This window comes from Caballeronia grimmiae (assembly GCF_022879615.1).
Taxonomy (GTDB): Bacteria; Pseudomonadota; Gammaproteobacteria; order Burkholderiales; family Burkholderiaceae; genus Caballeronia; species Caballeronia grimmiae.
Genome location: NZ_CP084275.1, coordinates 368,170 through 388,511, shown reverse-complemented (window position 1 = coordinate 388,511; position 20,342 = coordinate 368,170). Strand labels below are relative to the sequence as shown.

General features: G+C 58.6%; 24 protein-coding genes. 6 read left to right on the top strand and 18 right to left on the bottom strand.

Annotated elements, in window-relative coordinates; all coding sequences use genetic code 11:
• The first annotated feature begins 47 nt into the window (after nucleotides 1–47).
• Nucleotides 48–2,342, top strand: coding sequence for an autotransporter domain-containing protein (locus tag LDZ21_RS28245; RefSeq protein ID WP_244797500.1), 2,295 nt, complete (start codon nucleotides 48–50; stop codon nucleotides 2,340–2,342).
• Nucleotides 2,343–2,629: 287 nt separating this feature from the next.
• Nucleotides 2,630–3,088: a hypothetical protein gene (locus tag LDZ21_RS28240; RefSeq protein WP_244797499.1), complete on the top strand. Its 459-nt coding sequence runs from the start codon at nucleotides 2,630–2,632 to the stop codon at nucleotides 3,086–3,088.
• 83 nt (nucleotides 3,089–3,171) lie between these two features.
• Here LDZ21_RS28240 and LDZ21_RS28235 read toward each other — a convergent pair whose 3' ends face one another.
• The 3 genes from LDZ21_RS28235 to LDZ21_RS28225 form a co-directional block, all read right to left on the bottom strand.
• Nucleotides 3,172–3,696, bottom strand: a complete 525-nt coding sequence (locus tag LDZ21_RS28235) for a hypothetical protein (protein WP_244797498.1) — start codon at nucleotides 3,694–3,696, stop codon at nucleotides 3,172–3,174.
• Nucleotides 3,697–3,891: 195 nt separating this feature from the next.
• Nucleotides 3,892–4,116, bottom strand: coding sequence for a hypothetical protein (locus tag LDZ21_RS28230; RefSeq protein ID WP_244797497.1), 225 nt, complete (start codon nucleotides 4,114–4,116; stop codon nucleotides 3,892–3,894).
• Nucleotides 4,113–4,838, bottom strand: coding sequence for a hypothetical protein (locus LDZ21_RS28225; protein ID WP_244797496.1), 726 nt, complete (start codon nucleotides 4,836–4,838; stop codon nucleotides 4,113–4,115). Before LDZ21_RS28225 ends, LDZ21_RS28230 begins: the two co-directional genes overlap by 4 nt.
• 189 nt (nucleotides 4,839–5,027) lie before the next feature.
• Here LDZ21_RS28225 and LDZ21_RS28220 point away from each other — a divergent pair, with 189 nt between their 5' ends.
• Nucleotides 5,028–5,561 carry a site-2 protease family protein gene (locus tag LDZ21_RS28220; RefSeq protein WP_244797495.1) on the top strand — a complete coding sequence of 178 codons (534 nt, stop codon included), beginning with the start codon at nucleotides 5,028–5,030 and terminating at the stop codon, nucleotides 5,559–5,561.
• Between the two features lie 576 nt (nucleotides 5,562–6,137).
• Here the strand turns inward: LDZ21_RS28220 and LDZ21_RS28215 are convergent.
• Both LDZ21_RS28215 and LDZ21_RS28210 read right to left on the bottom strand, forming a co-directional pair.
• The gene (locus tag LDZ21_RS28215) at nucleotides 6,138–6,758 is read right to left on the bottom strand and encodes a YkgJ family cysteine cluster protein (protein WP_244797494.1); all 621 of its coding nucleotides are present in this window, start codon (nucleotides 6,756–6,758) and stop codon (nucleotides 6,138–6,140) included.
• Between the two features lie 15 nt (nucleotides 6,759–6,773).
• Complete coding sequence (locus LDZ21_RS28210) at nucleotides 6,774–7,328, bottom strand: hypothetical protein (RefSeq protein WP_244797493.1); 555 nt, start codon at nucleotides 7,326–7,328, stop codon at nucleotides 6,774–6,776.
• A gap of 101 nt (nucleotides 7,329–7,429) precedes the next feature.
• On the opposite strand from LDZ21_RS28210, the gene LDZ21_RS28205 reads away from it, so the two are divergent.
• Nucleotides 7,430–8,215 (top strand): hypothetical protein, encoded by a 786-nt coding sequence (locus tag LDZ21_RS28205; RefSeq protein ID WP_244797492.1) that lies wholly within the window; start codon nucleotides 7,430–7,432, stop codon nucleotides 8,213–8,215.
• 40 nt (nucleotides 8,216–8,255) lie between these two features.
• On the opposite strand, the gene LDZ21_RS28200 is transcribed toward LDZ21_RS28205, so the two are convergent.
• Nucleotides 8,256–8,996 carry a metallophosphoesterase gene (locus LDZ21_RS28200; RefSeq protein WP_244797491.1) on the bottom strand — a complete coding sequence of 247 codons (741 nt, stop codon included), beginning with the start codon at nucleotides 8,994–8,996 and terminating at the stop codon, nucleotides 8,256–8,258.
• A 173-nt stretch (nucleotides 8,997–9,169) separates the two neighbouring features.
• Here LDZ21_RS28200 and LDZ21_RS28195 point away from each other — a divergent pair, with 173 nt between their 5' ends.
• Nucleotides 9,170–10,144: a DUF8359 domain-containing protein gene (locus tag LDZ21_RS28195; RefSeq protein ID WP_244797490.1), complete on the top strand. Its 975-nt coding sequence runs from the start codon at nucleotides 9,170–9,172 to the stop codon at nucleotides 10,142–10,144.
• A gap of 126 nt (nucleotides 10,145–10,270) precedes the next feature.
• A complete protein-coding gene (locus LDZ21_RS28190) occupies nucleotides 10,271–11,233 on the top strand; it encodes a ParB/RepB/Spo0J family partition protein (protein WP_244797489.1) in 963 nt (320 codons plus the stop codon).
• 438 nt (nucleotides 11,234–11,671) lie between these two features.
• Here LDZ21_RS28190 and LDZ21_RS28185 read toward each other — a convergent pair whose 3' ends face one another.
• The 12 genes from LDZ21_RS28185 to LDZ21_RS28130 form a co-directional block, all read right to left on the bottom strand.
• Complete coding sequence (locus LDZ21_RS28185) at nucleotides 11,672–12,280, bottom strand: type II toxin-antitoxin system MqsA family antitoxin (protein ID WP_244797488.1); 609 nt, start codon at nucleotides 12,278–12,280, stop codon at nucleotides 11,672–11,674.
• A 225-nt stretch (nucleotides 12,281–12,505) separates the two neighbouring features.
• Complete coding sequence (cheY, locus tag LDZ21_RS28180; protein WP_244797487.1) at nucleotides 12,506–12,943, bottom strand: chemotaxis response regulator CheY; 438 nt, start codon at nucleotides 12,941–12,943, stop codon at nucleotides 12,506–12,508.
• 78 nt (nucleotides 12,944–13,021) lie between these two features.
• Nucleotides 13,022–13,426: a hypothetical protein gene (locus LDZ21_RS28175; RefSeq protein WP_244797486.1), complete on the bottom strand. Its 405-nt coding sequence runs from the start codon at nucleotides 13,424–13,426 to the stop codon at nucleotides 13,022–13,024.
• Between the two features lie 15 nt (nucleotides 13,427–13,441).
• Nucleotides 13,442–14,017, bottom strand: coding sequence for an HD domain-containing protein (locus LDZ21_RS28170; protein WP_011876351.1), 576 nt, complete (start codon nucleotides 14,015–14,017; stop codon nucleotides 13,442–13,444).
• A gap of 3 nt (nucleotides 14,018–14,020) precedes the next feature.
• Complete coding sequence (locus LDZ21_RS28165) at nucleotides 14,021–14,563, bottom strand: retropepsin-like aspartic protease family protein (RefSeq protein ID WP_244797485.1); 543 nt, start codon at nucleotides 14,561–14,563, stop codon at nucleotides 14,021–14,023.
• Nucleotides 14,564–14,826: 263 nt separating this feature from the next.
• The gene (locus LDZ21_RS28160) at nucleotides 14,827–15,450 is read right to left on the bottom strand and encodes a hypothetical protein (RefSeq protein ID WP_244797484.1); all 624 of its coding nucleotides are present in this window, start codon (nucleotides 15,448–15,450) and stop codon (nucleotides 14,827–14,829) included.
• 5 nt (nucleotides 15,451–15,455) lie between these two features.
• Nucleotides 15,456–15,686, bottom strand: a complete 231-nt coding sequence (locus LDZ21_RS28155; RefSeq protein WP_011876346.1) for a hypothetical protein — start codon at nucleotides 15,684–15,686, stop codon at nucleotides 15,456–15,458.
• A gap of 112 nt (nucleotides 15,687–15,798) precedes the next feature.
• On the bottom strand, nucleotides 15,799–16,614 hold the full coding sequence (locus LDZ21_RS28150) for a hypothetical protein (protein WP_244797483.1): 816 nt from the start codon (nucleotides 16,612–16,614) through the stop codon (nucleotides 15,799–15,801).
• 538 nt (nucleotides 16,615–17,152) lie between these two features.
• On the bottom strand, nucleotides 17,153–17,440 hold the full coding sequence (locus LDZ21_RS28145; RefSeq protein WP_011876343.1) for a hypothetical protein: 288 nt from the start codon (nucleotides 17,438–17,440) through the stop codon (nucleotides 17,153–17,155).
• 122 nt (nucleotides 17,441–17,562) lie between these two features.
• Nucleotides 17,563–18,534 carry a signal peptidase I gene (gene lepB / locus LDZ21_RS28140; RefSeq protein ID WP_244797482.1) on the bottom strand — a complete coding sequence of 324 codons (972 nt, stop codon included), beginning with the start codon at nucleotides 18,532–18,534 and terminating at the stop codon, nucleotides 17,563–17,565.
• Nucleotides 18,535–18,804: 270 nt separating this feature from the next.
• The gene (locus tag LDZ21_RS28135; protein WP_244797481.1) at nucleotides 18,805–19,524 is read right to left on the bottom strand and encodes a hypothetical protein; all 720 of its coding nucleotides are present in this window, start codon (nucleotides 19,522–19,524) and stop codon (nucleotides 18,805–18,807) included.
• Between the two features lie 81 nt (nucleotides 19,525–19,605).
• Nucleotides 19,606–20,334: a GIN domain-containing protein gene (locus tag LDZ21_RS28130; RefSeq protein ID WP_244797705.1), complete on the bottom strand. Its 729-nt coding sequence runs from the start codon at nucleotides 20,332–20,334 to the stop codon at nucleotides 19,606–19,608.
• Nucleotides 20,335–20,342 lie beyond the last annotated feature (8 nt).

The window sequence follows — 20,342 nt, the reverse complement described above, 5'->3', positions numbered from 1 at the left end:
TCGTGGGTTGATGTCAAAACAAACTGTATGTATTATTGCCACGTGTTATGTATCACACCGACAACGAACTGATTCCCGAGGAAGAACTGATGCATCGTCGCAACCAACCCAACTTCGCGCCCCGAATGACCGTTTTCGGTGCTGCCATGTACCTCGCCCTGCACGCCATGAGCGTCAATGCTGCGGGCGTCGACGTTTATGCGCCCTCGTTGGGCGGCACAACGATGGACTACGATTCCCAGATGGGCGGTTCGTCGGATGGCGACACGCTCGTGGGTACGCAAAAGAACACGACTACCGGGATCACGGCCGCCTACCGTTGGACCCTGCTCGGTGGCAAGCAATATCTCGGCTCGCTCAATGGCGGGGCAAACTCGACGGCGAACGCGGCGAACGCGGATGCAAGCGTGATCGTGGGCTCCGCAAACGACGGCGTGAGCACGGACACCTCCGCATATCGATGGGACAGCACGAACGGCATGGTCCGACTGACGGACCTGAACGGCGGGAACTATTCCATCGCGAAGGGCGTCTCGGCTGACGGCCAGGTGATCGTCGGCGATTCCGCGGATGGCGCGGCGGCCGGGGCGATAAACGCCGTCGCATGGAACGTCGGCGCTGGCACGGTCCGCGCTCTGGGCAATCTCAACGGTGGCACGACCAGCAGCGCAAATGCGGTGTCAGCCGACGGCAATGTTGCGGTGGGCAGCGCGCTCGATGGGCTGACGGGCAACACAGACGCCGTACGCTGGATCGGAACGGCCGGCGCACAAAGCCTCGGTCATCTGAGCGGCGGCAACAATTCGGTCGCAACGGCGGTGAGCTCCGATGGCGCGGCGATCGCCGGATACGGCGACAGCAGCAGCGGCTCGCAGGCATTCCTGTATCGCGATGTGACGGGCATGCAAGGCCTCGGCTATCTGAGTGGCGGCACGTTCTCCAAGGCCTTCGGAATTTCCGCGAACGGCGCGGTGGTCGTCGGCGACGCAGATACGGGCGGCGCAACGACAGGCTTCCGCTGGACGTACGAGAAAGGTATGCAGGCGCTGATCGACTGGCTGCACGATAACGACGCGACCTATACCCTGCTGCCCGGCAACTCGCTCGATCACGCGTATGGCGTGTCGGGCGACGGCAACACCGTTTTTGGCGTGGGCACCCTGAACGGCCGCGCTCAACCGTTCGTTGCGCGCACGTACGGCGCAATCGCGCAGCCCGTCATCCCGAGTGCTCCGCCGACTACACCGACGACGCCCCCGAGCGGCGGCACCTCGGGTGGCAGCAGCGGCACCACGGGCGGCACCACGGGCGGCACGACGGGCGGCAACACGGGTTCCACCGCGGGTGGCACGTCGAGCGGCGGCACAACGGCTGCCGGCGGTTCGGGTGCCGGTTCGCACGACGCCGCACAGGCAGGCGTTATCGGTCTCTTCGACCTCGGCGACTCGCTGCACAACGCGAGCCTCTACGGCCAGGCGATGCAGTCTGTAGTGCAAGGCTTCCTGCAAGGCGGCATGCATTGCGATACGTTCGACTTGCGCGGCATCTGCGTGTCCACGGGTGCCCTTTACAGCCACAACGCTGGCGAGGTGAGCGGTTCGAACTGGCAGGGCGACTTTAGCATCGCGTACCGCTTCAGCCCGAACTGGGTCGCTGGCTTCGGCTATCAGGGTCCGTCCTACAAGATCGAAGTCGGTAACGATACGGTTCGCAGCCGCGCCGATACCTTTGGCGCATTCGTCGAGTACGGCAATCGTCTGCGCCAAGGCGTTTTCGCCCGCGCCGCGATTGCGTATCAACAGGGTGACGCGACGGTCAACCGTTCATATTTGACCGGCTCGGGTCTCGATAACTCGCAGGGCGAAACGGCGATCGGGCAACGCGCTGTGTCGACGCAAGCTGGCTACGTTTTTGTCGTGAAGAACATTGCCGTGATGCCATACGTCGGCGTCGATTACCTTCGCACCAAGATCGATGGCTACACCGAAACCACGGGCCAGTTTCCGGTTCGCTTCAACGGCCGCGATGAAGACAACGTGTATGGCACCGTCGGTGTGAACGGACATCTGAACATCGCTGGCAAGGCTATCGTCTCGGCGGGCCTGAAGCATGTCCAGCGCCTGAACAAGAACAACGATCCGGTATCGGGCGACGTTCTCGGCCTCGGTTCGTTCTCGATCAATCAGGACACGACGGAGCACTGGAACGAAGTCGCTGTCGGCGTGCAATTCGCCGGCCCCGCCAAGGCTTCGCGCGTGAACATCGGCTACGGCCATCGTTTCGCAAGCGGCACAAGCGTTGCGCGTGACATCGCCTCGGTGTCTTTCACGATGGGATTCTGATCCTCGCTCACTGCAAACGCCCGCCCCGCGGGCTGTGATGCATCAGCAAAAAACTATAGGCCACCCGGCGATTTCGGGTGGCCTTTTTGTCTCTCGGCTGGTCGTCGTCGTTCATATCTGCTGCGACCAGCACGATGTCGATCGTTACGCGCTCCTGTCACGCATCTCTACGCTGCGAAGCCTACGGCCAAGCCGTCGTCATTGCCGTGCCTGATCAGTACGGATCTCACTTTGACGGCGTTCCCTTGAAATGTCTTTTGCTCAATGAGATGAGCGGGAGATAAGCCATGTTCCGTGAACGTGACCCGTTGCACCATTACCCGGTGTACGCTTTTGGCGACCTTGTGAGGGGACGTTTCCCCCACGAGCAGCCAACACGTAGAGGCCAGGTAGAAGAAAGCGCTCGCTGGATGTTCGTGTTGCAGGACCTTGGGCGTCGAGTCCTGGTCTGCTATTGCACGACGAACACAGAGTTGCGCTGCCACAAGCCGTACCGCCTGGGGCTTCTTCCCGACGGCAAGGTGACAAACATCGTTCCTGACCGGTTCGAAGTTCTGGATAAATCTCGACTGTTTCTGTCTCGAGGTGTGGAGCGCGTTGAATACAGTCACATACTTCCCTACGTGGGGATTGCTGCTAAGCGCGGCATCTACGACGGCTATAGTGCAGATGTGCTGGAGATTGTCATCAAAGAAGCCCAACGGGCTGAGCGACGCAAAGCGAAGTTGGCTGCGCGTACCAAGTAACTCCCAACCCCGCTTGCGCCATGCGCTGCGGGGTTTTTTTCTGCGCGAAGACGGAAAGCCGAAGCATTCATGATGGGCCGCAGCTACTCTCGATCTGACCAGCAGTCCAGCCACGCAGGATCGGCGTCAACGGTAACGCTTCCCGCTGCCAGATCATCCAGCGAGAGTTCATCTCCGCTCGAGTGCATCTCCGCCGATTTCAGACACTGCACTGCAAATCCATACCGTCCAGAGAGGATGTATGCGATCGCTCCATGTATTGACGTTACGCGCGGTGAAATTGCCATCCGGCTGATGTCGGCGTGCTGTTCGGCGAGTCCTTCAACATCTGCCCAGACATCAGACTCGCTCCGGGGGTAGTTCGCGGCTTCCCCTGAATTCCTGAGCCATTGCGGCATGGGCTCCGCGCGCAGCGTGCTCGCTAGCGCATCGAGAGGGATGTAGTCCACCGCACTCGCCGTCGACGCGCACATAGCTTGGATGGCGCTCCGAAAATTGCCGGTGGCGACGTGGTACGCCGCGAGCTGGCGATAGCGCTCGCCAACAGGCAACGAGTCGTCGTTGGAGAGACCGAAGTGATGCTCTGTGAGGCGATCGTGAGCGGCCATGAAACACACCGTATGCGAGAGAAGGGGTACCGATCAGATTATATTGGTCAAGTCGGCACAGCAAAAGAGAAAGCCCGCAAAAAGTCGTGCCTCGAGTGCTGAGAGGTCGGTGTCTTCGATGTCCGGTGGTGCCTCATTACCGAGGGCAATAAAAAACGCCGGCAACGTACAGTGCCGGCGTGGTAGGAAGGTTAGTTAGATGGGCTCGTTTGCCTCGTAGCGTTCACCGCGGAAGAACTTGCACGCGGGCTTGTCTTGCGATCCGATCACCCAGAAAGAGTTCGGGTAGCGCTTGTCATCGCGAAACTGCTCGGAGAGTGACTTCGCGAGTGCGATCGCGTTTCTCATTGAGGTAGCAGGCCACCAGCAGGGAGCGAAGCCGATGGACGACGTTTCGACAACGTAGGCAGCAAGGATCATCGTGCAACCTCCGCTGCTCGACAAAATTCGTCGTTGAAGCGTCCGAGCTCGATGGTCATGACACTATCCTCGAAGATCCCGAGGGTCGTCACGAGGCGATCACTGACGGATACAGGCCGAACAAACGTTCCGCGTTTGCTGACGTACCACTCTCCGGGTTCGAGACCGCTTCCCGTAAGACTACCGTCGTCCGTAGCGAGCGCCACGGCTCCTTTTGCCCCGAGGAATGTTTCGGCGACCCGTCGCGATGTCAGAAAGTCCTCCTTCTGTTCACGCGAGAGAAGTGACCACATCGTCCGAAGGTGCTGCTCCAGATCATTCGCACGCGCGTCACTACCCGCAGTAATGCCGTGGTGCCATGCCGTGCCGATCAATTTCTCCAGCATTACGTCCGTACGCCACTGGTTGTGGCCCGGCAGACTGTCGGCGATCCAAAGCAACGTGCCGTGAAAGTCCCCAGCCGCGAACGTAGCGTGCAACGCACCGCTTCGCCATTCCTCCGCGATGAAGTCCCCCGCCTTACGCACGCGGAAGCCGAGTCCACCGTCGCGCTCCTCGTAGCAGATCGAAAAGGTTTCCCCCTCGCCCGGTGCGCACTCATGCATCTTTGCAGTGCGCCAGTCTTCATAGCTTCCGGTCACACGTCCCGCAAGAGAGAGGTTGAGCCAGTCGGACTTGCTATACAGCTTGTCGAAAAACATCATGACGGATTTGAATCGCATGCTTGATCTCCCGTGGAAAAAAGGTCTTGCGAAGACCTGGTGAAGGGAGATGGGTCACAGGCGGATTCAATCGGAAATGGATTGTGCAATCCATCTGTGCGATACGACTCACGTATGCATAATTTCACTTGAATCGGATTGACTTATCCAAGAGAATGGCTCGTACAGGGACTACGAACCTTATAACTCATGCTGCACACCGTTTTTCTGCTGTTCCTCGGGGCGTACATTCTGTGGAATCTCATCGTCGTACTGCTGGCGATCCACGAGTACGGACACTTGCTTGCCATGAAGCGGCTCAATATCCGGCCCGACAAGGTTGTCATTGGCTCCGTCCGGCTCTTTGACCTTCAGATCGGTGGCCTGAAATTCGAGATTGGCTTGATCCCACTATGGGGATATGTGGCAAGCAAGCATTACGAGCGAGCTGACTCGTATCAACGGGCAATCATTGCGGCGGCGGGCCCTGTGATGTCGCTTGTGACTGGAATCGGCTTTCTGTTGGTCAACTACATTCATCCCATCTGGCTGGTGGGCCTGCTTGCAAAGGGCTCCCTGCTTCTGGTGGTCACGAACATGATCCCCCTTCCACCGCTCGATGGCTGGACCATTATCGAGCACTTTCTGATCCAGAAGCTGGGCATCAGGATCACGCCGCGGGGACGCCAGTATTTGCTCTGCGCAGGCATGGTGGCAGTGATGGTGGTGACCTTGCTCGTATAGCATACGCACGTCAAGATCAGCTTCACAGAAAGCCAGGGAATGCCCGGCTTTTTTTATGCAGCCTCGTCTATTCCGCGCAGCAGTGGCGATTTGCCGGCGCGGACGTAGACAGTCGCCGCGCGATCGAAAAGAGAACAGCCCGCTCGGCTTCGAGGTTCGGTTGATGCTGAAACGGGCTCCATGCCGGGAACTGTGGCAACGCTCGGCCGAAGGCTGGCCACGCATTCCCCAACGGCCGAACGACCTCGGTAACCTTTTTTCCGTCCACGTGGAGCAGACCCCAGCCAGCCGGGAGATCTGCTATCGCGATGACGTTTGGTGGGCAGATGTAGAACCTGTACACCCCGAGTCCAGTCCGCTCGTGGTTACGCTCCGGTTTGCGCGAGTCGGCCAGAAAGTCCGTGCGGCTCGCCTTCGCCTCGATGAGGACGGAGCACTGTTGCCGGAATGCGATTACGTCCGGTTGCTCACGACAGCCCGTGACCGAAATCTCCGTGGCAACGACACCAAACCCCTGTCGCCTGATCCAGATCGCCCCTAGTCTGACGAGTTGCTGATGCAGGTCACCTGGCATGGTCACGTTGTGCTGTCGAGAGGGCTGAAGAAGCTTCGGATATCGGCGAGTGGTTGCTTCAGGAACACCATCGCATAGGCCATCAGGAGAGCATCCAGTCGCATTTGCGGGGGCTGGGAGCCTTCCGGCGCTGTGGACGGATCGCAGAAGAACGCATCATCGCTGATATTGAAGTTGATGCGACATGCCACAGGCCTGTGCTCATAGATAGAACACGCATTGTCTCGCAGAAACGGGCACGGCTCACGCGGGGCATCTTCCGCGACGGTCATCGGCACGGCGGTGCGCTCCATTTTTCTGATCGGTCTGCCCGTGAATTCGCTGATCAGTTCGGCTTCGTGAGCTGAGACGCCCACCGATCGATGGCAACAATGCGAACAGCCCCTCGCGCAGGCGGCAGACGGCGCTATCGCGTCGGAAACGCGATCTACGAGGCGGACCAGCCTGCGGTATTTCGATCGCGCACTGGCGTTCTCCTTCGCCAATGCAAGGGCCTCCTTCTCGAGGGTTTTTAACCACGGGGACCGCTGGAGCAGGACGGCAAAGTTCCGTTTGCCAGACTCCAGACTCGCGTTTGCCCGCAGTTCGATCGAAACCGGGATTGCGCCGACAATATTTTCCATTTCGTTCCTGATGCTTTAATCTGCCGCTGGAGACGGCGAAACCTCTGTCTTGAAGACTTCTCCGGCTAGCCGACGAAATGACTTCAGGACCCCGTCCAAGGATTTCGCATATGAGGTGCCGACGGATGGCTTCTTGCCGTACCTGTCGGCGATCGCCTCGCCACCCGTGGTCAGAAACACGCGCCACTTTTCAGAGTGGCGTTCCTGGTGGGCTAATGCGAGCGCGAACCCTCCCGATCCGGTCTCAAAACGCAAAGCGCAGTCTCGCAGAACAAGCTTGCCGCCTTGATAGGGCCCGGACGATGCGATCACGGGCGACAGACCTTCCAGAGAGAAAATCCGCCTGAGTTCCGTGCTTGCCCGCTCGAATGCTTCGTGCGTAGCGAACAGGTAGTAGCTCTGGAGCATCTCACGACGATCCTCCAGGCTAAAACTTGCTTCGGTGCAAGTTCGCAGCAGGTCGTGTGCGCTTCTCGCCACGACAAGACGCATGGCCTGGCTGCCCCCGAGGTCTGCCGTGACGCTGTCGACCGCGGAGCGAAGAATCTCAAAACCGCCTTTAACGTTCATCTGGATTCCAATGTAACATCGGACTCGCTCATTTTATACGTATCTGTTTCAGTATCAAACCGATTCAGATAGAATCCGCTACTGTTACAAGGAGCGCGCTGATGACGAAAAATCCCGACCGCATCGAAAAGATCGAGTTTCTGGAGCACACCACGCAGGAGATCGGCTGGTTCCGAGAGATCGAGGTGCAGTTCTCGTTCTGGCATGGTGGCAGTTGCCTGAAAGAAGGGCCGACATACTGTTGGCCGAACGAGGCCGTGCTACAGGATGCCCGGGAAGCCGGCAAACGAATTTGCCGCGAATACGCGATCGACGCCAGCTCGACACTTGAGCTCGTCGCTTTCCGTTGCGATCGCGAGGTCGTCAAAATCCGCTCTCACGCCACCGACAGGCACTGGCACAGCCCCGATAACGCTCGTGACTATCCGCGCAACAAGATCCTTACATGCCACCGAATCTGGTCTTCCCAGACGGGAGACGCACCGCCGCCGGATAGCTGGCCTTCCCGACGTGTAACTTTCGTCAAGCGGTTTCCAATCGCAGGAGCTGCCGTGCAAGCATCAGACCTCGCGAACCGGTTCTTCGTCGGCGTCAGGCTTCCCGATGCGGAGGTGCTTCGCTCTGGACTCGCGATCGGAAATGGGGCGATTGAGCACCTGAGTCTCGAAAACGTTCACGACCCGCTCGACGAGACGGGCGGACGATTCGCGGCGGTGACCGGCTCACTGATCGTTGCGGCCGACCCCCGGCTTACGATCGGATCAGAGGACGAGTGGAGAGCGCTTGTTAACGATGGCTTAGAGATCGAGGCGTACCCGAATGGGCGAGGAGTCCATTGGGACACGACGCGCATCACCCACGAGACAACTACGTGGGCACTGAACTAGGCACCAAGGCTCGGGCATTTTTCATCCCGGGCCGTCAGCTCTACAGATCATTGAAAGCAGGAAGATCGAACGATTGATTATCGCGCACGTCAATGAGACGACGTTCACGGCGCTCCGCCAGGAGATCGGTATCGGCCACAACGTTGAACATCGAAAGACGTGCGTCCTTTTCAGGCTTCAGCGAGGCGAAAACCGCGCCGGTGTCCATGCCAAAAACATTTCCAAGCCGGCGAACGCCACCCCATTGCGGCGTGTGACCTACAAAGAGGCGACCGATGCCGCTTACCCCTGAAGCGTCGTCGTTATCGAGGCGATCGCGTCCCCAAAGAGCAGTCTTGGTTACCTGATCGTCGCCATTTTCGAGACGCGTCAGCACATCAGGCCAGCTCATGCCCGACCTCACGTCCGCGTGCAGAAAGCCGACAGTGCCTCGATTAGTCTCCAGTTGCATCGCAAGGGGCAACTTCCGGATGGCGTCCAGAATCGCGTTGCGCTCTGCCCGGCCAACGCCGAACCACCAATGCATGCCGATCTGTCGGGCAAGCCATTCAAGCGTCCCCTGCGACGGTTCCCCGTCTGCATAAGCCTTGATGAGCATATCCTCGTGGTTGCCACGACAAGCGTGCACCCAGGGCTGGTCCAAAAACTTCCGCACGCGGTACGAGCCCTCCCCTCGGTTTACAAGATCGCCCACGCTGAATAGCCTGTCTCGCGATGGATCGAACCGGGCCTCTCGCATCGCGAGCAGCACGAGATCATAGGCGCCGTGAATGTCGCCCACGACAAAGTCGCGTCCCTTGTTGTTTTGCTCGAAGTATCGAACGGCTCGCCACGCTTCGCCCAAAGATCACCCCGTAAAAGAGATTCATAACACGTATCTATATATTAGCAGTCAATCACCGCCTCTGTTCGTCATTTCCTCGAGTCTGGTTCAACCCTACTCAAGGAGCTCGCATGAACATCACCCAAACGAAGATTCTTTTTAGCTATACCGAATCTGTCACCCCTCCGAAATGCCGCAAGCCGCGTGACATGCGTTTTCACGATGGCGTGGTCGACGTGGACATCCGGTATGTGACAAAGGACGAAGCGCCGGTTGCTCTCGTTCACCGGAGATACGACTACGACGGCAAGACCGTGCTCGATACAGCCGAGTATCGGTGGTTCGAGGAACGACTCTGGACCCGAATGCAGGTGGAATTCAACTTCGGCACTCCGCATGGCCCGGCTCCCGCGGCTGTCATCGACGCCACGGCCTCAGGCGCACACGCTTCTCGCAATCATCCCTACAACACGGCGGCCGAATGTCGGAAGCAGTTCGCGGATTGGGCAGCGACCTTTATCGTGATCGATGGCGAGAAGTGGGAGCCGGTCGACGAGCCTCGCTATTACGTCGATGACGAATCGACCTATGGCGTGTACGTGAAGGTGCATCACGACTTTCGCATCCACTGCCATCGCGAGCGCTACTTTTCCCTCAGGCAACTCCCGGAGGCAAAGGCATTGGCGCAGCGTGAAAATCGCGAGCGCGAACGCGATCTTGGCGACCAGGACATCCTTTCCGACCGGTTTGAGATCCTTCTACCAGGCGTCATCAAGGTCAACGGCGAGGAGAAGGTCGAAGTCATCGTGTTCGGGCTGGCAGACGTGAACCACAGTCAGGATCTTCGCGGGCAGGAGCAGCATCTGCTGGAGGTTACTGTCGTGGTGCCGAAAGACGCGCTGGCCTCAAAAGCCCACCTGGACATCGCCAATCGATCGTTTCATGAACAACACGACAGGTATCCGCAGACGATCTTCGACGAATACTCGCCCGCAGGGCAGGTGATTATGGCATTGCGCCAGAGGGTGAAGACACTCATGGATGAAAAGCTGACGAAGCTCGGACAGTCCCCGCTCGACGTTGTGCAGCAGGAATTCGTTATCTGATCCTTGTTCGCCCAACGAACCCCACCCGGCCTACCACCCGCGCGCTTTTTGCGGAGGTAGGCCGTTTTTATTGCCAGATGTCGACCATCTCCAGGAGCACGTTAATCCCAACCAAGGAGAATCGAGATGGAACAAAACGCAAATGAGGCCGCACCGCAAAACCTCGAGTTGCAATTCATGGACCCCGTCGTCAAGGGTAACCTGAAAAGCGCGATGAAAGTAGCTGGCGCGTCGTCGGCAGACCTCTGGTCTATCCCGCCCGACTGCATTGAGGTCATTCGTCGCTACAACATCAGAGAAATTGACGAAGACTATGAGGCGAAAGTCGAAAGCCTTACGCGGTCGATGCTGGACCCGACCGTCGGCTTTAAACGCGATACGCCCCTGTCGGTAATCGTCGTCAGGGAAGACGGGAAGGATGTCATCCGTCTGAAAAGCGGTCACCGTCGACTTGAGGCTGCAAAACGCGCAATCGCGCGGGGCGCAACCTTCAAGGTGGTTTACGCGGTCGTGAGCACCAACACCTCGGAAGAGGAGATGCTCGCCGATTTGCACCGCGACAACGATAGCGACAAGCTGCAACCGTATGAACTGGCCAAGCTCGCAAAGCTGATGTCGGTGTACATCGAGAAGCCTTCCGACATCGCGAAGAAGCTCGTACTCGACGCCGGCTACGTGCAGGATCTCCTGATGTTGATCGATGGACCGTTTGCCATCCGGGAGTACGTCCGCAAGCGTACGATCACCGCTACGTTCGCGATCGATACCATGAAGCAATACGGTAACAAGGCCGTCGATATCGTCGAACAAGCGCTCTTGCGCGCGAGAGCAAAGGGAAGCAAGAGTGTTTCCGCGAAGCACGTTCCCGGCGCTCTCGTGAAAAAGGCCATTACGCGCGCAGCACCGCAGATGCGCACCGCCATTGCATCGGTCAAAACCGATCCGGCGTATGCACAACTCGCGCCGGAAACACGTACGACGATCGATGCCATTTTCGATGCATTGAAAGCGGCGGAGAACGAAGAGCATCAGTTGGCTGAAAAGGTCGCCTCGGCCGATAGTTCTGGCCAGGAATCGCTTGCTGCCTAAACCAACCCACGACCCGTGCACTCTGTGCCGGGTCTTTTTTTTCGCCCACGGCTCAGCTGGAGGGTCTCTTCCTCGCAAGCAGGGAGCGCCATCTGAACCACACACGCTGCCACGGGCGCATTTCGAAGTCCGTACGCTGCCACTTGCCACCGCGGTTCCATTCGAGGCTGAGCATGCCGTCGGTACAGCGTACCCGGTAGTGGAAGCGGGTCAGGCCTCGGCATCGGCCGCACGCGAGAAGTCCGGTCACCTGGAAAACATCGCTATAGACGCTCTTGACATGGCCGCGCTGTTGTTGCGGTCCGGACTTCCGCCCACAGCCGGCGCACGAAATTCGGATGGATGGCGCCTGAGATCCGTCAGAAAAACGAATTGGGAGGGCCTCAGACAGCGCTGGGGACTCCTCCCATTCGGTGAATGCGTTGGGCGACGATGATGTCACGAGTCGGGAATGGGCGGTGGGTTCGATTCTTCCGCCGGAAGATTAGCACCTTTTTCGTCCCAGCCCTTAGTGATACTGTCGATATAGACGTTCACCCAACCCGGAATCCGACGCTTGCCGCGTTCCCATTCACCATAGGCGTTGTATCCACGGCCAAACTTGTCGGCCATTTCGTCCTGCCTCAGTCCCAACAAACTCCGCACCCTGTTGAGATCGGGCGTCGGCATCTCGGCAGAAGGCGTCACCCGGCCGGCAATCAGCGCGGTGACAAGCCTTATTGCGGCCACGGGAGCTCCCTGCTTCTCCCAGCGAGCGATCAACGGGGTTGAGACATGTAGCCAGCTCGCAAGGGTGCCCTGAGATAAGCCAGCGTCCACACGGATCTTCGACAGGAAACTGCTCTGGCCTTCGCGGCGACGGATGCCGAACTCCCTCGCCTTGTCATCACGAAACCGTTGCGCAGCGTACAGCGAACCATCGCGGCTGCCGTAGGCCGCATCGCGGAAGTGGCGGTTGGCCACATAGATGCCGCCCTTGTAGAGACGAACGCGCCAACCAGCGTCCGCTGGGCGTCCTGGTCGCTCGTCGCGCGAGATTCCCTGCATTGCCGAGTCCGTGCGCCGCCGGGCCCCCGTGTGAGTTGTCACGTTGCGGGCGCCGCGTGAGACTCCGCGAGTAGGCCCACCCGTGTTTGCTGTTGCCAGATTCACCATCATCATCCCCTCTTTGCAAGGTCAGTCTGCGTTTCGTGATCGCCAGCCCGCGACTGCGTCGAGCGAGCGCGAGAGTCGAGACAGCGCCTACAGATAGCCGTGGCTGTCGGATGCGGCTTATCCATGTGCGAGAGCACCTTCTTCGTTGTTTTGGAGGATGGCGGCTCCCGCTGTGCGTTCGATGATCTTGGCGATTTTCTCGGCCAGCGTTGCCGCAGTGAAGGGTTTGACGATGTAGCCGCTTGCACCCGCGCGAGCGGCGGCCAGAATGTTCTCTTTCTTTGCCTCGGCCGTGACCATCAGCACAGGCAAATGCCGCAGTTCCGCCGAGCTGCGAATGGCCTGCAAAAGCTCGAGCCCATCCATACGTGGCATGTTCCAGTCCGTGACCACGAAATCAAAGTTCCGCGTCTGGAGCATGGTCATCGCAGCAACGCCGTTTTCGGCCTCGTCGAAGTTGGAATATCCGACCTCTTTAAGCAGCGTTCGCACAATCCTCCGCATGGTCGGGAAGTCATCAACAACGAGGAATCGATATGTTTCTGGAGCTTTCACAACAAACCCTATTGGTGCAATCCGCTACGAGATACATAACGCGTACACGTAACGTCGAATCAGAACAAAATGCGCAATTTATTGGTCGGTCTTGAAGGAATTGGTCCCGAGAACCATGTCTTCTCTCACGTGCTTGACCAGTTCTTCTCCCCCTGCGGTGATGCCATGTGCACGGATGCCACCCGTGATCGCCCAGTAGATCTTGCCCGTACCAGTCTCCACGACCTTGCGATGAAGCATGATGCTGTAAAAGTAGAAGCTCTCTCCGTCGCGGTATGATGCCGTTTCCAGCGTGCCGTACAACCGGTATTCCGGGCCAAGCGCCTTGACCTTGTCGGGAAGGAAGCGATTTACCACTTCCGAGAACTTCGCCTTGTCCACAATCGGGTCGGTCGAAGTCAGCACCATGTCCACCGCGTGCGCTACAGGGGCGACACCGAGCAGGAAAAGCATGGCCAACGCCGTGGGGATGACTTTTTTCACTGTGAGATCCTTGTTCTAGTTACCGTGGCCCGCCAGTTCGGCAAGTCCTCTTTCGACAATGTCGCTGGCCATCCGGAGCAGGCCAGGGTCACCCTCGCGCAGTTCTTCCAGCAGCAGCTTCTTCTCGGGTAGATACGTGTGCGCGAATTCCCGATCGACCACCACGACGCTGATCGTGTTGCTGATCACATCAGCGAGCTTGATCGTCTTCACTTCAGGATCGGCTTGGGCCGTGTGGGCTCGCTCGAGCGCCATGCGGGCCGCCCGATCACCATCGTGCGGCGTCGAGACGTTTGACAGTTGCATCACATATCGCGCGACAATGGGGCCGAAGAGTGAGCGAATCTCATCGATATCGTACCTGTGTGGGCCATCGCGTCGACGGCTCCCCACGTCGTCAGGCACATCGTGAAGGATGGCCGCGGCCAACATCTCCTTGGTGTGGCCTTCGACCGTGGCGACCAGCCCTGTCACTGCCAGCGGATGAACGAGATACGGCTCTCCTGTGAATTTCCGTCTCTGATTGACCGAGCGATGCGCCCGGTCTGCATAGTCACGGACATCGCCGAGGGTCCAGTGGAGATTTGTCATGTTTTATCCCGGGATCTGAAGGATCATGTACCCGTTGGCGTACACGACCCGAAACCTGTTGAGAATGTCAGCGCCAAGCAGCGGAAACTGCAAAGCCTTGCTTACGGCAACCGTCGAGTTTTTTGCCGTGAACGGCCCGACAGTCATGACGTTCGATTCACTAACCCATGCAGCAGACTCCCCATTGGCCGTGGAAGTGCCAACCTGCCGGCCCGCCCGCAGTCCCGAATTCTGCGCGAGCTGGAGCGGGATCGTGGTATAGGTGGCTCCCGTGTCCACGAGAAATACGACCGGGAAATTGTTCAACGCTCCCGACACGTAGTAGTGACCGTCCGGCGATCTGGGCACGTAGTAGGCGTTCTTTTCGAAGCGTGGCGCCTCCATCATGATCGGTGAGCGCGCCGCGAGTGCCAGTTGCTCTGGCTTGTACTTCGAGCCATCGAATATGCCGTAGGTATTGGCTTCGGCAAGGGCATGCGGCACAACGCCCGCAGTCACCACCGATAGAACGGCTGCCGCCGCGTGTTCGCGGAGTTTTATCGTCACACTCCGGCTCCTCGATCTCGATGCGAGTGGACGACCGCTCCGTACATTTTCATTGCGAATAGCCTCATTGATTCACAATTCGTATTGTTACGCGTTATGAATCACATGTCTAGCAATTTGGTCAAGAAACCGAATGGAAAAACCCCGATCCTTTGACGGCATCGAGGCTTAGTACAGCGGTTTCGGGGCTTAAGCAGAGAAGTAGCCGATGGATGAGGGGGCACACTACTGCGCGAAGCACGTTCGATGCAGATGCGCAGAAATTACGGCTCACCTGGCAAGCTCAGAATAACCGCCCCGAGCTCGAACCCGCTGAACTGCTCGATGATTGCTGCCTTCGATCGGAACGGAAGGCGCGCTTGGCCGGAGCAAACCCTTTTTAGGTCTGCCGGTGACAGCCCGATCGTGCTTCCCAATGCGTGGATGCTCTCGTGGCGAAAATCGGCCAGGCCTTTCAGAAATGGCCCTGCCTGGAATGCCCCGTCGGACGGCTCATCTATCTGGTCAAAGAATTGATCGACCAACGTGGCCTGAACAAACGAAGATTGGGAGTCCCCCTCGAGAACGGCATCCCGAATCTCGTCCGGCACGACACTCAGCAGTCTCGCCCGAGTGATCCGAAAGCCGAGACGTGACAGGAGCCGAATACGTGCCGCGGGCGGGAGTGGCCGGCGGCCACTGCGACACTGGTTGATCATGGACGGCCCTAGCCCGATCGCCCTCCCCAAGTCTGCGTCGGTCCATGCGTTCGCGGCACGGAGGCCGTCCATTGCTGCAATCCAGTCGATGGCTGATGCTGGCAGAGTTCCCGAGTTCCGGCCTACTTCACCGTGCAGATGAGCGTGACGAGGGAATTCAGCGTCGATCTGCTCGTCGAGGCCGAACATGACGCCTATTGACCGGACACTGAGCCATGCTTGCGCTCAACGTCGTCGACGGCATGAATCAGGAAACGCAGCAACGCGCCAGTGATCAACAGGATCACTGCGATCTTTGCAATCGAGAACAAGTGCAGTGCAACCCCAAGCACCGGGAGGAGGACCGCGTAGAAGAGAAGCGTGACCGCGACCAATGCGATCGCCGCCAGCCTGTATGTGCGCCAGTGAGAGCGGATGTGCTTCATCGGATTCTCCTGATTTTCAATGTCGCAATTTTAGTATTATTTCTACCCGTTGTGTATCGCTTCGGATATTAAAAAGCCCCGGGCGCATGGCGACCGGGGCTTGATGGGGCGGTTAAGCTGCGGCTTTTGTCCGACGGGGCGCGGATTTCAGCACATCGACCTTGGCGAAGCGCCATTTGCCATCGTCGACGAGACCCACGATCACAGCCGCAAGCGAACTGAAATAGACGTGCCGCTCTTCCTTCACGACGGACCATGTATCGTGTTCAGCGAGCTGGACGGTAAAGCTGTCAGTCGCCCGATCGAGCACGATGTTGAGGAAGCCCTTGAAGCGGGTGTTGTTGATGCGGAACTGCAAGGTCGGCGGAGCCAGAATTTCATCTTCCTCCGATGGATCTCGCATTCCCACTGGCAGATTGACAGCGCCGGCATCGATCAGGACCTGAGCGATCGTACGGATTCCATCGGGTGCGACGCGCTCTTCCACCTGCTCCACCAGATCCCGGAGAAAGGGACATCTAATGGAACCCTTGTCAACTGGCAACTCGGAACGCGCCTCGCAGATGACAAACACGTTTGTCACCGTTCCAGCGATCGCATCTTTCTTTGCTGGCACGTCGAGTCGGGTGCCATCGAAACGACGACGGGCATACGGGGTGATGCGCACGACTGCCCCCACCTCCGGGACGTGTTCCAGCAGCCCCTTGCCGATGGCGAACATTGACGACGTGGCTACCTTCACGAGCAGCCATTCGGCTGACTCGTCGACAACCTTGCCCTCCTGCGGCTGAGGATCACACTCTCCCCCAAACGCGTTCGTCACGAGCCCACCGGCATACACGAAACCGTTGTAGTGCGATACACCCGTCGGCAGGTGTTTGGCTATGACCGTCCGCAGCCACTGCTTCCCTTCTTCCTTTGTCGGCATTACATCACTCCTGTCAGATGAGAAAAAGCACAGACCCTTGCGAAGCCTGGCAAAAGGGTATGGCGCACGGCCAAAAATAAGCGTGGGACTCAACCTGAACGGCTGACTATGCGGCGACGAGGCAGAGTTCCGCGGATTCACATGTCGCCGTGGAGAAGGGGGCACAGGGCGCCGTCCGAACCTCGATCCGGGCGTATGGGTAGCTGCCGGTGGCCAACAGTACAAATCCGCTATCCGTCTCGACGATGGTCAATGGTTCGGATGGCGAGTCCTGTCCGCGCTTTAGTTCTGCTTCAATCGCTGCCTTTTGATCTGAGGCGACTTGCCGAGCCAGCTCGAGCGCCATCGATCGCTCGAACCTTACTCCGTGCACGGTGGCTCTCGGCCCGCACTCGTCCTCGTCCAGCGTGATCACCACCAACGCCTCAGAACTTGCCGCTGCGCCTGTCATCGCTTGCCCCTCGCATGTTCAAAAATTTATCCGCCAAAAAGGCAAAGCCCCGCAAATTGCGGGGCTTCACGCACGAAGGCCTTCGGATCAGGCGACCAGGGCTGCCGAGGCGTTTGCCGCCGCGGCGCCTCCTGCGCCTGCCGATTCGCTTCCCGGCTCACCGGTCGATGCTGCACCGGACAAATCACGTTCGACGGCGTCGGCGAGACCCGTCAGCGTATTGATCAGGGGACCGTCCCAGTCAACCTCCAGACCAGCCGCCTGCACACGCTTGTCGAGATCAGCGATACGGCGACCGAGTTCGGCCGGAATCTTGACCTTGTGGCTGACGGGTTTGTTCGCGCCTTTCGCGCGCAGGACTTGCATCGTGCTCATAGATTCACCTCGATTGTTGTTGATGAGATGCCCGTGGTGTTGAGCCACCGGACCTGAACCATCGCCTCAAAAGTCTGTAATACGCGTGGGATCTAAATAATACATAACGCGTACGCGTACCGTCAATGATCAAGCTTCGATCGTAAGCCAAGCGCGATTCGGGATAGATCGCTGAAATTGATAGCAATGGCATCCACACGACCAAGTATGTGATCGTCTGGAACGTACCCCCAGTAACGGCTGTCGAGGCTATTGTCTCGATTGTCGCCCATGACGAAGTAGCGACCTGCGCCCACCATGCAACGCAATGTCTCGCCTGCAAGGTGGCATCCGTCGGTGGCTGAGTACGAGCTCAAGAGGTCACGGTCGATCCACTCCTTTTCCGATTGGTAAAAGCCATCATGCTTGTGTCGTCCAACGCGTTCGGAAAACCGGCTTACCGAAACGTGTTCGCCGTCTTCGCTCTCATATGACTCGGGCCCACCGGGCTTAACGTCCACTGGTTTATCGTTTACTGTCATGGAACGTCCGGTGATTTCAATGACATCGCCAGGCAATCCGATGACACGTTTCACAAACGTCTTCGAGCGATCGCGCGGGTACTGGAACACAATCACATCGCCGCGCTCAGGGCGGCCCCATGCAACGATCACCTTGTTCGTGACGGGCAATCTAAGACCGTATGCGAAACGGTCCGCGATGATGAAGTCGCTCACTACGAGTGTCGGCCGCATCGACGACGACGGCACAACGAACGGTTCGACGATAAAAAAGCGCAGAAAGCAAATGATGCAAACGAGCAGGAAAGCATCGCTGCCGTATCGCGCGGCGCCCGACGTGAATCGATGACCTCGACGCGCAACAACCACCCGATCGAGAATCCATAGGGTGCCGCTCAGTGCGAAAGCAACAAGCAACGCACGGGGAATGGTCAGCAGGTAAGACAGCAGAAGGAATGGACCCCAGATACCTAGCGAATAGCCCATCGAGAGCAGGCGACTATTCTCCTCATCGGTTTCCCCTCGCCGGCGGCCGAAAGATACAAGTACCGGCCCCAGCACAGTGAACGCGGCACCGTACAGGAATAGACTCATCGTTCACCCTTCCCTGAGATCCGATTTTCTCTGCGACGCCTTAGTCCTCGGCAGACCGCGCCAAAAAGTGCGAAAGCGATGCGCGTTAAACCGATCACGACCATCATCTCGGCCACGTACCAGAAACGTTGGTACCAGATCTGGCTATGAACGAGGTCTCGCAGTGCTACGCCAATGCACGCGAGCAATGCGGCCACCGCGAATGCGTTAAATGCGGTCCGCAACGCCGAATGGATCTTGGAGCGCGGGCGCGGCCCGGCCAGCATACAGTCATTTCCCATCGATACCCTCCTCTTCAGGATGGCACAAGGACCACCCATAATCATCAACAGCGAGTTCGAACCCGCCAAGTGCGGCCATCAGGTAAGCCTCACCCGGCCTCGCACGCTGAACTCCGAACGTCTGCTCGTAAAACTTCGTGAGTCTCGATTCAGCCTCTGCGTACGATGCCTCGAACTTAGCCCGATCTGGTGAGTCGTGCGAAGGCGCACAACTCTCAAACTGCAAGGGAAATGGTTGTAGCAACAGGAGCACGGCTTTTGTCTCTCGCTGCAACCACTGCAAAGCCGTAAGGCCCAGGAGAGCCCCGACACCGTTGCCAGCGCAATCACCCCTTACCTCCAGCCGCGACAGATGGAGCAATGGGCCACGCGCGAAGACCGTACGGATGCCATGGATTGACGACTCAAGCACCGCGTTGGCCAACGCGCTCAGCGTTCCATTGATAGTGTCACAGGCGTTGACGAACGTCTCGTCGTCAACATTACAGCCACTTTTAGCCCGGATCACGTCGAACTCCACATAGGCCACGGGCAATGGATCGTCGCGACGAAAGGCCGTTGCGCGGAATCCCATCGCCTCGGTGTGCAGATCGGGCGCCATGTAGTTCGCCGAAATCTGATGCGAGACGATGATTGATTCTCTTCCAGGCAGCACAAACGTCTCACCCGCATGCGCGGTATCGATCTGCGTGAAGAAGCCAGACTCCATACGATCGCGGGGCCATTGCGGTGGACGGACGCTCGTAGTCCCGTCTTCGAAGCAAAACACGTCTTATTCCTCTCCGCGCGTCTACTTGTATTGAACCAGCCCACTGCCAGAGCGTTTAACGCTCCGATCACGTGGTTGACCTGACACCGCGAGCACTCCACTGCCGCTTACCCTGCCCCGTACGTAAGATTCCGCGTGCACACGAAGAATCCCCGCGCCAGAGACATCTACGGTCACCCCCTTAGACCACAGGGCGGTGCATTTCACAACGGCACTTCCAGAGGCCTCCGCGGTAAGAAGGCCGCATTCGCCGCGGCCGTTGATCCGTCCCGCGCCCGTTGCACGAAGCAGCAGTTCATCGGCTGCTATGCTGGAGAGGTCAACGACAGCCGCTCCTGTGACGCTGACATCGCGGAGCCGCGGGGCCGCGATCCCCACGATGACGCGACCCGACTGCCTCGACGCTCCGGTGAAATCGCGGGGCGGGTTCTGACCACCTCCAAGCGGGCGCGATCTCTTGGAAGCACGCTCAGGCTCGAGATCAATAATCAACAGGTCGCCATCGACGCGCGTAATCACGCGTCGCAGCAACGGCGCTTCCTCGACCGACACGCGAAGCTGAGAGTCGGGAAGCTGATGGAAGACCACTTCAATCGGTCCGCTCACGTGAAGCCTCGGTGGAACATGAAGCCCACGCTCCTCGCTGAATAATCCGTCGGCTTGCACGCGCGGAAGGGCACTTGCCGAATTGCCAGAAACCCGAAAGGCGCCTGTTGCGATCCGGGTCAACAACCCATACGCTGCCGTCATAGCCGCGG